At 44.0% G+C, this 15463-nt stretch carries 14 protein-coding genes; 9 read left to right on the top strand and 5 right to left on the bottom strand.

Annotated features, from left to right (window positions below; genetic code table 11):
* Positions 1-11: 11 nt before the first annotated feature.
* Together acs and LI82_RS08045 are read right to left on the bottom strand one after the other, a co-directional pair.
* A complete protein-coding gene (acs, locus tag LI82_RS08050) occupies positions 12-1958 on the bottom strand; it encodes an acetate--CoA ligase (protein WP_048194881.1) in 1947 nt (648 codons plus the stop codon).
* Between the two features lie 486 nt (positions 1959-2444).
* Complete coding sequence (locus LI82_RS08045; protein WP_052402826.1) at positions 2445-2843, bottom strand: hypothetical protein; 399 nt, start codon at positions 2841-2843, stop codon at positions 2445-2447.
* A 334-nt stretch (positions 2844-3177) separates the two neighbouring features.
* Between LI82_RS08045 and LI82_RS08040 the strand changes: the two genes are divergently transcribed.
* Positions 3178-5196, top strand: a complete 2019-nt coding sequence (locus LI82_RS08040) for a sodium-translocating pyrophosphatase (RefSeq protein ID WP_048194877.1) — start codon at positions 3178-3180, stop codon at positions 5194-5196.
* Positions 5197-5428: 232 nt separating this feature from the next.
* Positions 5429-6058 carry a class I SAM-dependent methyltransferase gene (locus LI82_RS08035; RefSeq protein ID WP_048194876.1) on the top strand — a complete coding sequence of 210 codons (630 nt, stop codon included), beginning with the start codon at positions 5429-5431 and terminating at the stop codon, positions 6056-6058.
* Between the two features lie 65 nt (positions 6059-6123).
* On the opposite strand, the gene LI82_RS08030 is transcribed toward LI82_RS08035, so the two are convergent.
* Positions 6124-6579, bottom strand: a complete 456-nt coding sequence (locus LI82_RS08030) for a DUF523 domain-containing protein (protein WP_048194874.1) — start codon at positions 6577-6579, stop codon at positions 6124-6126.
* Positions 6580-6722: 143 nt separating this feature from the next.
* Between LI82_RS08030 and LI82_RS08025 the strand changes: the two genes are divergently transcribed.
* A complete protein-coding gene (locus tag LI82_RS08025) occupies positions 6723-7628 on the top strand; it encodes a DUF7847 domain-containing protein (protein ID WP_048194872.1) in 906 nt (301 codons plus the stop codon).
* A gap of 125 nt (positions 7629-7753) precedes the next feature.
* Here the strand turns inward: LI82_RS08025 and LI82_RS08020 are convergent, their stop codons facing one another.
* Positions 7754-8662, bottom strand: a complete 909-nt coding sequence (locus LI82_RS08020; RefSeq protein ID WP_048194870.1) for a TIGR00269 family protein — start codon at positions 8660-8662, stop codon at positions 7754-7756.
* A gap of 154 nt (positions 8663-8816) precedes the next feature.
* On the opposite strand from LI82_RS08020, the gene LI82_RS08015 reads away from it, so the two are divergent.
* From LI82_RS08015 to LI82_RS07990, 6 genes are all read left to right on the top strand, one after another.
* Positions 8817-9545 carry an ABC transporter ATP-binding protein gene (locus tag LI82_RS08015; protein ID WP_048194869.1) on the top strand — a complete coding sequence of 243 codons (729 nt, stop codon included), beginning with the start codon at positions 8817-8819 and terminating at the stop codon, positions 9543-9545.
* A 13-nt stretch (positions 9546-9558) separates the two neighbouring features.
* Positions 9559-10233 (top strand): heme exporter protein CcmB, encoded by a 675-nt coding sequence (locus tag LI82_RS08010; protein WP_048194867.1) that lies wholly within the window; start codon positions 9559-9561, stop codon positions 10231-10233.
* 152 nt (positions 10234-10385) lie between these two features.
* Positions 10386-11093: a cytochrome c biogenesis protein gene (locus LI82_RS08005; protein ID WP_048194865.1), complete on the top strand. Its 708-nt coding sequence runs from the start codon at positions 10386-10388 to the stop codon at positions 11091-11093.
* Positions 11094-11263: 170 nt separating this feature from the next.
* Positions 11264-12358, top strand: coding sequence for an oxidoreductase (locus tag LI82_RS08000; protein WP_048194863.1), 1095 nt, complete (start codon positions 11264-11266; stop codon positions 12356-12358).
* Positions 12359-12424: 66 nt separating this feature from the next.
* Complete coding sequence (locus LI82_RS07995; RefSeq protein ID WP_048194861.1) at positions 12425-13102, top strand: S4 domain-containing protein; 678 nt, start codon at positions 12425-12427, stop codon at positions 13100-13102.
* Between the two features lie 26 nt (positions 13103-13128).
* Positions 13129-13710, top strand: a complete 582-nt coding sequence (locus LI82_RS07990) for a DUF2119 domain-containing protein (RefSeq protein WP_048194859.1) — start codon at positions 13129-13131, stop codon at positions 13708-13710.
* Between the two features lie 30 nt (positions 13711-13740).
* On the opposite strand, the gene thsA is transcribed toward LI82_RS07990, so the two are convergent.
* Positions 13741-15360: a thermosome subunit alpha gene (thsA, locus tag LI82_RS07985; RefSeq protein WP_048194857.1), complete on the bottom strand. Its 1620-nt coding sequence runs from the start codon at positions 15358-15360 to the stop codon at positions 13741-13743.
* Positions 15361-15463 lie beyond the last annotated feature (103 nt).

Raw genomic sequence — 15463 nt, 5'->3', positions numbered from 1 at the left:
TACTAACGGCTTCAATGTTCCCTTAGCTCATTAACCTTTCTTTTAAGTTCCTCGACCACAGCAGGGTTCTGGAGAGTTGTAATATCTCCTACCTCTGTGTCATTGGTAATTGCTTTCAGGACACGCCTCATGATCTTACCGCTTCTTGTCTTTGGAACTTCATCTGTGAATATGATCTGTTTCGGACGTGCTATGGCACCGATCTCATCCACGACATGTTCCTTTAATTCCTGTTTAAGCTCATCACTGGCCTGTGCATCTGATTCAAGGATCACGTAAGCAACGACTACCTCGCCTTTGATCTCATCGGTCTTTCCATCAACTGCAGCTTCTGCAACTGCCTTATGTGATACAAGTGAGCTTTCGATCTCCATTGTACCGAGCCTGTGGCCGGAAACCTTGATGACATCGTCCAGACGTCCAAGTACCCAGAAGTACCCGTCCTTGTCCCTGCGTGCACCATCTCCTGCAAGGTATCGATCTGTACCCCACTTGCTCCAGTAGGTATCAAGGAATCTCTGTTCATCCCCGTTTATTGTCCTGATCATACTAGGCCATGGTCTCTCAATGGCAAGGTATCCACCTTCACCCTCAGGGACTTCATTACCTTCCTCATCAAGTACAGAAGCCTTTATTCCGGGGAATGGTCTGGTTGCAGTACCTGGTTTCATTGTTGTGAGTCCGGGTAGTGGACTTATCATGATCATGCCTGTTTCGGTCTGCCACCAGGTATCCACAATTGGGCAGTTGGAGTTGCCGATGATCTCGTAGTACCATAGCCAGGCTTTCGGGTTGATTGGCTCTCCAACACTTCCAAGCAGTCGCAGGGATGATAGGTCGTACTTTGCAGGAATGTCATCTCCCCACTTCATGAACGTTCGTATTGCGGTAGGTGCTGTGTAGAAGATAGTTACGCCGTATTTTTCCACGATATCCCAGAACCTGCCCTTGTCCGGATAGTCCGGTGCACCTTCATGCATTACAATGGTTGCCCCGTTAGAGAGAGGACCATATACCAGGTAGGAATGTCCTGTTATCCATCCAACATCGGCTGTACACCAGAATATATCATCATCCTTCAGGTCGAATATCCATTTAGAAGTCACATTTGTGCCTACCATATAGCCACCGGTTGTATGGACAACACCCTTTGGTTTTCCTGTAGTCCCACTGGTGTACATCAGGAACAATATGTCTTCAGCATCCATTTGTTCAGGTTCACAGACTGAATCAACATTGTGTATGAGTTCATCCCACCAGATGTCCCTTTCCTCTTTCATGGCGATGGCATTGGCAGCATGGTTTGTTACAATAACCTTTTCCACACATGTTGTATTCTCAAGTCCCCGATCAGCCTTCTCTTTCTGTTCCACCAGTTTTCCTTTGTGGAAATAACCATCGCATGTAATGATATATCGGCTGTTCGCATCAGTCACACGCTGTGCAAGAGCTTCTGAGGAAAAACCTGCAAAGACAACGCTGTGGGGTGCACCGATCCTGGAGCATGCAAGCATGGAGATCACCGCTTCAGGTATCATGGGCAGGTAGATCGTTACAACGTCGCCTTTCTTCACTCCCATTTCTTTTAATGCGGCAGCAAAACGAGCAGTTTCATCTAACAGTTCCTTATATGTGTAGGTCTCTGAATTTTCCATCTCTCCTTCCCATATAAGGGCTGTCTTATCACCATGCTTTGAAATATGGCGGTCCAGACAGTTATAGGATGCATTCAGTTTTGCACCGGTGAACCACTTTGCGTGAGGTGGCTGCCAGTCAAGGACAGTATCCCATTTTTCGAACCAGTCGATGTTGTGGGCAAGATCTTCCCAGAACCCTTCAAAGTCCTCTTCCGCTTTTTCATATATCAGGGGGTCTTTCATGTTAGCCTGCCTGACAAATTCTTCCGGTGGATAGTACTTCTTCTGTTCCTTAAGTAAAGATTCGATTCTTTCTGTCATTTGTTAACAAGACCTGTAGATTATCTAAGATTGCTTAATAATTATAACGATTAATTAAGTAATATATGTAGTGGTCAAATGTTTTATCTTTATGGCATATGATTCATCAGAAGTTCTAATTTTCTCTCAACCAACTATAGTTTTATTTTGAATTCTCTCTCCATTTTGTAGTCAATCCGGGTCATTAGTATGTGTGCAAGACCAATTGCCAGTTACCAGGTGAGGGGAAGCGCAGGAAAGTGCATGATTGGGGGATCACCTGGCGGTGTGGGTGGTGGTACGTATGTAAAGCCTGCGCTCTAATTAACAATATGTTTCAATCATATAAACATATAATTATTAATCATGATGTTTTTATAATAAACTTACTTTTAATAAAAATACTGATCGATTTATGGTCGAAGGTCAATTATTTCTTCAAGGTATATCTCAATAGCTTCATTCAATTGCCTAAGGCTGTAACTATAGTATGGAACATTATACATATCAGCTTTTATCATAGAAGATATTTGGTGTTACTTTGACATCTGTAAGTGTCTTTGTAGTTCCACCGGGATATATAACTTGCAGGGAGTCAATATTTGTTCCCAGGTCGCGGCTGTCGTGCAGGTAGTAACTGTCGCTTAATCTGGAAACATCCTTTAATTTAATAATTGCAGTATCGTAACCGATCTCTTCAATTTCTGCTTCTTCATATTCCGAAAAGATGCTATCGAAGGATGATTCAAGGTGGCGTGTACCGAATGCCAGCACGTACATTCTGGCGAATGTATCAAGGTCATAGGTCACTGTCACATATGCATTCGTTTCATCAAAGCGCATGACCATCCTGTCAAAATGCATAAAATCATTTTCTTCTTTTACTTCCTGCGCTAACGCAGGCATCGAAACAGAAGAAAATAATATGAATAACACAAGAAAAGAAAGCACTTTCATATTAACAGGATTGTGCTACATGTAGATATTACTAACGCATTTTCTTTGGAAGAATGAATATAATTGGAGTTAAAACAATCAGAATTGTAGAGATCGAGCTTAGTTCATAACAGTTTAACATTTTCCAATCGATACATTCATATTTAGTGTGTTCTATTTCAACCTGCTTTTAGCATTAATATATAAGTAAACAAAGCAATCCTTCAATGGATTTGTATGTGGTTACGATTATAAAAATATCATATTGATCATTAATTAGATCTAAACAAAGAGGAGTATGATTATGGAGAGTTTAATTTACCTTGCCCCTCTGGCAGGTATCGTAAGCTTGGTATTCGCTGCATTCTTTGCTTCCCGTGTCCTTAAGGAAGGAACCGGTACAAAGGAGATGCAGGAGATATCACTTGCGATCCAGGAGGGTGCTATGGCTTATCTGAACCGTCAGTATAAGACCGTAGCTGTAGTAGCAATTATTCTTGCTGCGCTTATGTTCTTCCTTCTGGGAGATGATAGTGGCAAGATCGCAATCGGATTCATCGTTGGTGCAGCTGCATCCGCACTTGCTGGATATGTTGGAATGAACGTATCTGTCAGGGCTAATGTCAGGACAGCACACGCAGCTTCAAAAAGCTTGCAGGAAGCAATGTCTGTCGCATTCCGCGGTGGGGCTGTAACAGGACTTGCAGTAGTAGGTCTTGCACTCCTGGGTACCAGTGGTTTCTACATCCTTTTCGGCGATGTTGATCTTGTAGTCGGATTCGGTTTCGGTGCAAGTCTTATCAGCCTTTTCGCAAGGGTCGGTGGGGGTATCTTCACAAAGGCTGCCGATGTCGGTGCTGATCTTGTGGGTAAGATCGAGGCTGGTATTCCTGAGGATGATCCAAGGAACGCTGGTGTCATTGCTGACAACGTAGGTGACAATGTTGGTGACTGTGCTGGAATGGGTGCAGATCTGTTCGAGACATATGTCGTTACTGTCCTCGCATCAATGCTTCTTGGTTCCCTGATCCTTGAATCATATCCAAACGCTATCCTTTACCCATTGATCCTCGGTTCAGTGGCTATCTTTGCTTCCATCATCTCTATCTTCTTCGTGAAAGTAGGCAACGATGGAAAGATAATGAAAGCGCTCTATAAGGGTGTTGCAGTATCAGCAATTCTTAGTCTGATCGCATTCTATTTCGTTACCGATTCCCTCATGGGCGACATGAGATTATACTACGCATCCATTGTGGGTATCATCATAATGGTATTGATGGTAATATTTACAGAGTATTACACTTCCACAAGCTTCCGTCCGGTCAAGACAATTGCCGGAGCATCCGAAACCGGTGCTGGTACAAATGTCATCTCCGGTCTTGCAATTGGATTCGAAAGTACTGCACTTCCACTTATCATCATCGTTGCCGGTATCCTTGCATCCTACTTCGTAGTAGGCGGTGCAACTGATCCTGCAATGGGTGTTTACGGTATTGCTATTGCAGCAGCAGCAATGTTGTCAACCACCGGTATGATCGTGGCTCTTGACTCATACGGTCCTATCACCGACAATGCTGGTGGTATCGCTGAAATGGCACATATGCCTGAAGAGGTACGTAAGATCACTGATGCACTTGATGCAGTTGGAAACACCACAAAGGCAGTAACAAAGGGTTACGCAATTGGTTCCGCAGCACTAGGTGCACTGGCACTCTTCGCAGATTACAGGCACAAGGTCAACCTTGAAGCAGGTTCACTCAGCCTTGATAATCCTATCGTCCTTGTTGGTCTCCTTATCGGTGGACTGCTCCCATTCCTGTTCACTGCTGTCACAATGAGGGCAGTAGGAACTGCAGCATTCGGTATCGTGAACGAAGTTCGCCGCCAGTTCAGGGAAATCCCTGGTATCATGGAAGGTACCGCAAAGCCAGAATACGGTAAGTGTGTGGACATCGTTACTGCAGCAGCTATTCGTGAAATGGCAATTCCAGGTATCCTTGCTATCTTCGTTCCACTTTTAGTTGGATTCGTGCTTGGTCCGGAAGCCCTTGGTGGATTGCTTATCGGTATCATCGTTGCAGGTCTTCTCCTTGCTATGACCATGAACAATGGTGGTGGGGCATGGGATAACGCAAAGAAGCTCATCGAAGACGGAGAACACGGCGGAAAGGGTTCCGATGCTCACAAGGCAGCAATTGTCGGTGACACGGTCGGTGACCCATTCAAGGACACATCAGGTCCAGCTCTTAACGCACTGATCAAGGTAGTTAACATGATCGCGATCCTGTTCTCTTCCCTGTTCATCGGAAGAGGCCTGTTCTGAATTTAAAAAATCGATCCGGTCAGTACCGGATCATTTATTTTCTTTTTTCGTATCCTTTCGTTTCTTAGGTTCTTTGATATCGTCTTTTTAAAATTGAGATTCACTTTTCCTGTTATGTGAGGGGAAGGTAGATGAACTGTGGTATCAAGTATTAATTTATTACAGGTCCAGCTGATTGATCTGCTCGATTTGCTCGTCTGATCTCTTAGTAATCACAAGGTCTTACTTTTCCATGTCAAACATAATGCCCTTTGAAAGATACACAGCCAGATACGAAAAATGGTTCGAGGATAACGTTCCTGTCTATAGTTCAGAGCTTGATGCGTTGAGGGTTAATATGCCATCCTTTTCAAGAGGAATTGAGGTTGGCGTTGGGAGTGGCAGGTTCGCAGCCCCGCTGAACATTTATTTAGGTATGGACCCCGCGTCCAGTATGTTAGATATCTCCCGAAAAAGAGGAATTGAAGTTGTTCGGGGTGTAGCAGAAAAACTTCCTTTTGCAGATTCCAGCTTTGACCTTGTACTGATGGTCACAACTATCTGTTTCCTGGATGATATTGCATCTGCATTCAGGGAAGTGAACAGGATCCTGATGCCAGGTGGTTCCTTTGTTATGGGATTTATAGACAAGAACAGCCCTGTTGGCAGATCATATCAGGAAAAAAAGGCGAATAATATTTTCTATAACCTGGCAACTTTCTATTCTGTGGAAGATGCTGTGTCCCTACTCAATGCATCCGGTTTTGATGATCTGTTCTTCACCCAGACGATCTTCAGGGATCTGAAGGGCATAAAGGATCTCGAGCCTGTGCTACATTGCCATGGGCAAGGCTCCTTTGTGGTAATCAGGGCTGTTAAATGACAGCTTTTTTCCAATGAAGTGGATGTCTTATGAAATTATTCTGTCAGCATGCAAAATCAATTGGTTCATGCATCACACATCTCGAAGAAAACTCCTCTCTCTTCAAGTTCCTGCACGATCTCCTCGTAGAAAACTCCCAGACCTTCCACAGCCTCGTGTGCAAATTCATCGGCACGCCCGGCAGGTCCTCCTATGGTCGTGGTCTGTGCACCGCATGATGGGCTCTTTGGAACTCCGAGTATCTTTATGGAATAGCCTTCCTGGTAGAATTGCTCGAGCATATCTGCAAAAGGTTCGAAAAGAGATCGACAAAAGCGTCTGTAGTTCGGGGTCTCAAGCTGGTCTTTTGTTATTTCCCTTCGTGCACTTCCAAGGTAGATCATTTCAGGACATGGAAGCTGTATCACGTTCCTGCTACATATCTCCATTTTAGGTGGGGCTTTGATGCCTTTGAGGCGGGAATATACATTCGCCAGGCAATGCCCAATAACCAGTATCTCTTTTCCATTCTTTTCTTGCATGATACGAACTCCTCACTAACATTATGTCTTTTATCTAATATTCTTCACATGCTTCATAAAATGTTCAGGTATGGATGTCAGATCTAAGCAATATTTATATAGTGTCAGAAACGGTTTAAATCTATCTCGAGGAGATAAAAAACATGCATGAAGATTTGGGGAAAGTTCTCAATAAAGGATTTGGAACGTGGAAGCGTAATCTTGGAATAGCTATCCCGTTCATCTTTAACATGCTTCTAAGCATGCTCGTTCTGGTAATGGCTGTAATTATCCTTACTTTCCTTGTCATAGCTCCTTCTGTTTCAGAAATTGCTGATCCTTCTGCCCTTTCTCCGGAAGAGGCAATGGAGATGATAATGCCTCTGTTCAGTGAAAGCATTGGTGTTATCATAATATTTGGTCTTCTGACAATGCTGGTACTGGCATTTATCCAGTCGTATTTCACTGCTGGTGCTGTAGGAATGGCAAAAATGGCATCAGAGTCCGGACACACAACTCTTTCCGATATGTTCCGTTATGGGAATGATAATGTGATCAGCTTGCTAATGGCAAAGATCATGGTGTTCCTCATAAGCCTTGCAGGCGTAATTTTTATTGTGCCCGGGGCACTTGTTACGAACGACTTTGGTACATTGATGTCCAATCCCGAGAATGCTGTTGTCACAAGTATGATGCTGCTTTTCGGTTTTCTCTTGTGGGTAATTTATGCCATAATCGTTGGTCTGATACTCAGTCCTCTGGAGTTCTGCTTGGTAGTGGATAATCTTGACCCAATGTCAGCCCTCAAAAAAGCCTATAGTTTTTTCATGGAGAACAAGATGGACGTATTCCTGCTTTTCCTTGTAATGATCAGCATATCTGTCCTGAACAATCTTCTCAGCGAAGTTATGTCTACCATAGAAGCATTAGGGGCGGTTTGGGCTTTTATCAGTTTCATTCTGTCCTTCGCTGTGATCCAACCACTGATTACAGTCTGGTGGACTCGCCTTTACATGTCCAGATCAGAAAAAGAACTGTATGATATCAGCGAGTTGTTGGAATATCCTTAAGGTGGAGTATCCTTAGCGCGGAATGTCCTTAACGTGAAGTGTCCTTAAGATGGAGCACTCTTGAAATGTTCCATCCTTTAAGAATTTCTATCAAGCTATCTGAATATATTTAATTTCAAAATGAGTTAGTTTCGCCCAAGGAGCTTGCATGCCTGGCAAAGCTCGGCTGTACATGGTTCGCCACACACCCTGCACTCCGTGAGGCTGGCTTGTGGGAATTCCTTCCCGAGTATTCCTACCATCTTGTCGAATCCTCTCATAATGGAGTACTTGGTTCCGGGATGGTTTACCTCAAATTCGTTGATCATGTCCCTGACCTCTCCTCTGAGAGCTTCATGGGCATATGGGCATTCGCTCATGTCGAATGGAAGGTCGTTCACAATGGCGTACAAAGCGACCTCTTTCTCAGGAACCTTGCGTAAAGGTTTCGCACGAAGCACGAGACCTTCCAGCGCTCGTGGTGGGGAAAGACGTATCATACGATCCACATCTCCTCCGAGATGGTTCATCATTATGGTCTGGGACTCATCATCCAGATTGTGGCCGGTGGCAAGCTTTGTAGCACCGATCTCATTTGCTATCTTGTTCATCAGGGATTTTCTCAGGACACCACAGTAACTGCATGCTCCAAGTTTTCTCTCCTGTGCAACCAGCTCGTCCAGTGTCTTGTCATATTCATCCTTAAAAGAACGCACAATATGCCTGATGCCAAGCTCGGATGTTAGCTTTCTTGCTTTTTCAAGAGTAACTTCCCTGTAGCCCTCAATGCCTTCGTCAATAGTGATCGCAACGATCTCCACATCCCTCCTCTTGTTGAAGATCTTATGAAGTATGTGTAACAGTACAACACTGTCCTTTCCTCCGCTAAGTGCGACGGCAATGATGTCACCTTTTTCGACATTGTATTGCTTTCTGATAGTCAGTTTGATCTTGCGTTCCACATCTTCAATGAAATGTTTCTTGCAAAGGTGCATGCCGGAGTATTTCTGGAAAATAATGGCATCCTTGTTACATTTCATGCATTTAATAGGCATTGGGTAGAGCTCCTTTCTTTCTCAAAAGAAACGATGATATTAGAACTTTGGGGTTTGATGTGTGATCTCGGATATATTTATTGTAGTCATATTGTAATCATTTCGTTGGTTCCACATCAAAACGTTAATTTACACATAATGTAATCTTATTCCGATGGATAGCATACTGTCACTCAGCAATGTCTCTAAAAGCTACGGGAATGTTCCTGTTCTCAAAGGCATTGATCTTGACATAAAAAAAGGAGAATTCGTTGCGATACTTGGGTCCAATGGGGCAGGCAAGACAACTCTTGTTAAGATCATGTCGACACTCTCCTCTCCTTCGGAAGGATCAGTTGAGATCAATGGACATTACGTTGCAGATGATCCGGTTTCAGTGAGAAGCATGATCGGAGTGATCTCTCATGAAACACATCTGTACAACGACCTCACAGCAGAGGAAAACTTACGTTTCTTCGGAAAGATGTATGGCATAAGTGCAGGAGATCTCGAAGATCGCATAAATGAACTTCTGGAGCAGGTAGAACTTACCGGCAGGTCTGATGACCGGGTTGCCACTTTTTCCAGGGGTATGAAACAGCGTCTTTCCATTGCAAGGGCACTGATACATGAACCTCAACTTCTCTTCCTTGATGAGCCATATACAGGGCTGGACCAGCATGCAAGCCGGACATTTGAGAATGTTCTTCGGGACCTGGATCCCGAGGATACTACAAGAGTGATGGTTACTCATGATATTACAAACACGTTCAAAATGTGCAGCCGTGTTCTAATACTGGATAACGGAAAGGTCGTATTCGACAGTCCGATGTCTGATTTGAGTTCAGCAGAAGACCTAAAAGGGATCTACCTATCTCATGTAAGCAGCCATAATTTTATATGACCGGGAGTTTTCAATGATACGCATCTTTGACATTGCAGCAAAGGACCTTAAAGAGGAATTCCGCACCAAGCAGATGCTCAATTCCATGGTGATCTTCTCGCTGCTTGTTATTGTGATCTTTAGCATTTCCTTCGGCTCGATACTTGGTTCTTCAGAAAATGTGGAGATGATCGCCCCGGGTGTTCTCTGGATCGCATTCATCTTTGCAGGGTCTATAGGTCTGTCCCGTTCCTTTGTGGCTGAGCTGGAAAATGGATGCCTCGAAGCTTTGAAGCTCTGTCCTGTAAGCAGGTCTGCTATCTATACAGGGAAGGCCTTAGCCAACATCGTATTGATGTTGGTAGTGGAAATAATCACCATCCCGATCTTCGTCATCCTGTTCAACTATAACATCGGTGGACTGCTTTTGCCGGGTCTGGTGATCGCTCTGGGAACTATCGGCTTTGTCTGTGTGGGCACACTACTCTCAGCACTGACGGTAAATACCCGTACTCGTGAGATCCTGCTTCCGGTATTGCTCCTGCCCCTGGTACTTCCAGTGCTCATACCTGCTGTCATGGCCACAGGCAGTGCACTATCAGGTGCATCTTTAGGGGATATCTCACAGGAGCTGAGGTTGTTGTTTGTTTATGATGTCGTATTCTTCCTTGTGGGGCAGCTAGTTTTCGAATATGTGATACAGGATTGAGAGCTTCAGTATTGAAAACTTAATTATTTGGAACTACAGAATTGTTGCTCACTGAATGAATGTTCACAGGATCAATGGTAGCAGGATTAATACTTATATATCGGAGAGTTAGTACTACCTACATCATTTAATCATATTATCGGGGTCTTCAAATGTCGGATAAGAGTTTAACAGGTAAGGTCTTGCCACTGGTAGCTACTGCAACAATGTTGCTGGCTATTGGCATGATATTCTTCTACCTGCCTGAGATGAAAGGCGAGTCAGGTGAGGTCCTTGACAGCAGTTTCAGGATATTCTATTTCCATATGCCCATTGCAATAACATCCTATCTTGCATTTACAGTTGTTTTTGTGTCCAGTGTTCTCTATTTGAAGAATGGTGAATACAAATGGGATATTATTTCACGCTCTGCTGCAGAGGTGGGTGTGATCTTCGCTTTACTTGTGCTTATCACAGGCTCCATCTGGGCAAAGGCAACATGGGGATGGTACTGGATATGGGAGCCACGCCTGACCACTTCCCTTGCACTTTTCCTTGTCTATGTAGCTTACCTCTTGTTACGTCAGGCAGTCGATGTTCCGGATAAGCGTGCACGACTTGCAGCCGTGTTCGGCATACTTGGTTTTGTCTCGGTACCCCTGAGCTTTTTGTCTATACGGTTGTGGCGTTCAGCTCATCCTTTAATGTTCGGTGAAGCTGCTTCCGGATCAGGCGGTGGTCTTGAAGGTACATCTCTTCAGTTGACCTTGCTTGTTAATGTAATTGCATTCATCCTTCTTTTTGCAGCTATAGTTTCATACAAGATAGGTAATGAGAACCTTGAAGAGGAAGTCAGTTCATTGAGATCATCTCTCAGGTGATAATTTCATCCTTTTTTCTTCTTTCTTTCCCTTCTTTTTCTATATTTCATGTTTCAAATTTTATTCTTTATTAATTATTTTTCTCTTCTTGTTTTCTTTCCATTCCTCTTTATCTTCTTCTCTTCTTCATATGGCAAAAAATATAAACGCATAGTTGCCGATTAGGTAGCATGCTTTTCGAACCAATTTCCATAGCAGATCTTAATGTGAAGAATCGTTTTGTGCGTTCAGCTACCAATGAATGGCTCGCAAAGGAAGATGGCACCCCTACTACTGCCATTGGTGACATGTATGAGGAACTTGCACGCAATGATGTGGGTTTGATAATCACCGGCTATTCTTATGTGAACGTGCAGGGGAAGAGCAACGATAAGCAGCAGGGCATATACGATGACAGGTTCATCGTTCCTTACAGTGAGATCACATCAAGGGTGCACAAGTATGACAGCAAGATCTTCATACAGATCGTGCACGGTGGTCGTCAGTCTGTGGTACAGGAAGGACTTCCTCTTCTAGCACCTTCGGCTGTTGAAGATGCTTCATCCGGGAAAAAACCTGTGGAAATGACAGAGGGAGACATTCTCAATACCATTGAGGACTTTGTGGAAGCTGCCAGACGTGCAAAGGAGGCAGGTTTTGATGGTGTGCAGATACATTGTGCACATGGCTTCCTTTTGAGCAGTTTCATTTCTCCTTATACGAATCACAGAGCTGACAAATGGGGTGGTTCTGTTGAGAACCGTTCCAGAATAATAACAGAGATAACAAGGCTTATTCGTGAGAAGGTTGGCGAGGATTTCCCGATCATGGTGAAGCTGAACGCTACGGACGGGTTTGATGTATTTTCAGGTAAGTTCGGGCTTGATGCTCCGGAATGCGTAGAGATCGCAAGCCTTCTCGAGAAGGCCGGGATCTGTGCAATTGAGGTAAGTGGCGGTATATTTGAAGCAGGGGATGTGATGTCCCAGCCGAATATTGATTCTGAAGAAAAAGAGGCATACTTTAAGCGTTATTCGAAGATGATAAGCGATACCGTAAGCATCCCGGTAATCCTGGTTGGAGGTATCAGGTCGAAGAAAGTTATGGACTCTATCTTAAATGGATATGCTGATATGGTCTCGTTCAGCAGGCCGTTCATAAGTGAGCCTGATCTTGTGGTAAAGTTAAGAGATGGCATATCTGACAGGGTAAGATGTGTGTCCTGCAACAGATGTTTCGATCACAATGGAATTCGCTGCAATTATGATTTTGGTAATTCCGCCTAATCCCTTTTTTTAATTTTTTGGTTGGTTGGTCGTATCTATTTATAGTTTCTTTACCTTCATTAATTCATGAGACTGGATGCATATCTTGTTGAAATGGGTCATTTCAAGTCCCGTGCTCGCTCCAAACAGGCTATTAAGGGTGGTCATGTGAGGATGGATGGTAATGTTGTAACAAAGCCTTCAAAGGATGTTTCTATAGATGATAATATCGAGGTTGATGAAGGTCTCGATATGCCAAAAGGTTATTTCAAGTTAAAGAGGATCCAGGAAGAAACGGGGCTCATCAGTGAAGGTGATAGTATCATTGACCTTGGTTCAAGTGCAGGTGGTTTCATCACGTTCGCATCAGAGATCGCCGGTAAGATCCATGGTCTGGAGTTCAGTCATGACTTCAGGTCCGAGCTCGGCCAGCTTGCTCATGAGAATGAGAACGTATCCGTAATTTTTGATGATGTCTTTAGTGTTCCTCTTGCGGAGCTTTCAGAGGAACCTGTGGATGTAATTCTGAGTGATATGACACTGGAACCTATGGTCTCCTTGTCAGCTCTTGAACGGGTGCTTCCACTGCTGAAGGATGGGGGTAAAGTTCTTCAGGTTATCAAGGTGACAAAGAAATGTGACAGAACACCATTGCTTTCAAAGGTGGAAGAACTTGGGATTGATATCCTGCATGTTCTGGAATCCCATAAACAGGAGATCTATGTTGTTGGCCAGAAGACAGGTGTTCGGGAAGCTATGGATTAAATTCGTTCGCCAGGGAAAGGTTATCAATGCTTTTGAAGCTATATGGAAAGGGTCGTCCTTTCCGGCTTTTTGTTGCAGGTCTACATGGTTCGGAGTGGCGTGATACATCATCTGTCCTGCTAAACCTCGAACGACCTGTTTCAGGTACTCTGGCACTCCTGCTGGTAGTTAACAGGGGGCAATACATTTCTACACTTGACATTGATTACTATTCCGGGGTCGGGAAGGCAATTGTTGACGTTGTTGAGAAGTACAGGCCAGACATCTATGTGGAACTGCATTCCTATTCTAAAGAGAATTTCTGCAAACTGATCTCTAAAGACCGGTTAAGCAATGTGGGTGCCCCTGGTTTCAGTATTCTTGAAAATGGTGTGCTTATGGGGTCGGTATCGCCTCATATCCGGAGGGAACATTTTCCTGTCGAAGCTCTTTGCCTGACCTTTGAGGTTGAAAAGGACAACCTCCGGTCGCAGAAATTTGCTTCAGGGATGATTGATATTGTAAAAGGCTGCAATTCAAGGGATGAGTTCATCGATTATATGATAGAACATTATCCTGAAGTGGCAAAAAAAGCGATAGAAGATTATAAAAAGTTCTATGGGTTGTAAGGTTTCCCTTACAATCCATTTAATATCAAATTACAATCCAAGGGCGTCGTAGTTGTGAATGTTGTGCTCTGGGTTGACGTCCATCATTTCTCTTCTCTGTGCTTTGAGCATGTCGTCGACACGAAGTACCATGTTGGCAACTTCTGAAGCTGACTTGATGGCCTGTTTCTTTACTCTGAGAGGATCGATGATTCCCTTTTCGAGAGAGTCGCTGATGTCGCCTGTGTAAACATCAAGACCTGCGTTCTTGATCTCACCATGCTTTGCACGAAGTGCAAGGATCGTGTCAATACCATCCATTCCTGCATTTACTGCAATTTCTCTTGGTATTACTTCCATTGCTTCTGCAAATGCTGTGATTGCAAGCTGTTCACGACCGCCAACACTGGCTGCGAAGGCACGGAGTCCCTGTGCAACTTCTATCTCGGATGCACCGCCACCAGGGACGATCTTTTCATCCTCAATAACATCCTTGAGTACCTGTAATACATCATCAACTGTACGTTCGAGGTTGTCAGTAACGTGCTCTGTAGCGCCTTTAAGGAAAAGGGTTACAGTCTTTGAGTTGTGGCAATCCCTGATGTATGTCTTACCGAGATCGAATGCTCCTATCTGCTCAATGATGCCTGCGGTTCCAAGGTCCTTTTCGGTGATGTCATTGATGTTCTTGACGATGTGTGCACCTGTTGCTTTTGAGATGTTCTTCATGTCATCTTCATTGACACGTCTGATAGCAAATATCCCCTTTTTCTGGAAATAGTCTGCAGCATGTTGGTCGATGTTCTTTGTTCCGACCACTACAGTAGCACCGGTGTCTATGATCGTGTCGAGCATCTTTTCATAATCTGCTTCTTCCTGTGCAGCGAACTGTGTCAACTGCTCTGGGGAACTGATCTGGAAAGTTGATTTATTCCTTGTTTTCTGAACTAATACGTCTGAAGCCAGAAGTGCGATCTTTGGATTCTCGACTATCGATGGCATTGCAGAATGAAGGCGTGCTTTGTTGATGACGATGCCTTCAAGAAGTTCGGTATCACTGATCTTGTGGCCAGGGTCCTGTGTGATCAGGATATTTTCCTTTACATTGACCTTTCCGTTAACTGCGACTTCCAGTGCTGCTTCTACACATAATTGTGCAATGTGGTCACCGTAAGCTTCTGCGGATTTGCCTGCTATTGCGGTCTTTGCGATCTTTAAAAGGACATCCTTGTTCTCTTTTGTGACATCTATGGCATAGTTGTCAAGAAGTTCTGAAGCTTTACCTGCAGCTGCAAGGAAACCTTTGATTATTATTGTAGGGTGAACTCCGGAAATGACCAATTCTTCTGCTTTCTCAAGAAGTGCTCCTGCAAGGACAGCTGCGCTGGTGGTACCATCACCTGCGATGTCTTCCTGTGTCTTTGCGATCTCCACTATCATTCTTGCAGTTGGGTTCTCGATCTCCATACCCTTAAGGATCATTGCACCGTCGTTGGTGAGTACAATATCTCCGACCGCATTTACAAGCATCTTGTCCATTCCTTTTGGACCAAGTGTTGTTTTTACAATATTTGCAACTGCTTTTGCTGCACCGATGTTTGCGAAGAGAGCCTGCTTGCCCTGCGTATGTTCTTTCCTTGGATCTGTTATAATTGCTGGCTGACCTACCATTGGATATGAACCTCCTGATGATCTAATATATGAACTGGTATAGTGATTTTACTAAAATTGATTGAAACTAACTGTGTATGGTTCTATAAAAGCATTTCGAACG

This window comes from Methanococcoides methylutens (assembly GCF_000765475.1).
Taxonomy (GTDB): Archaea; Halobacteriota; Methanosarcinia; order Methanosarcinales; family Methanosarcinaceae; genus Methanococcoides; species Methanococcoides methylutens.
The sequence above is the reverse complement of the archived record's forward strand: the minus strand, read 5'-3'. Positions and strand labels throughout refer to the sequence as shown.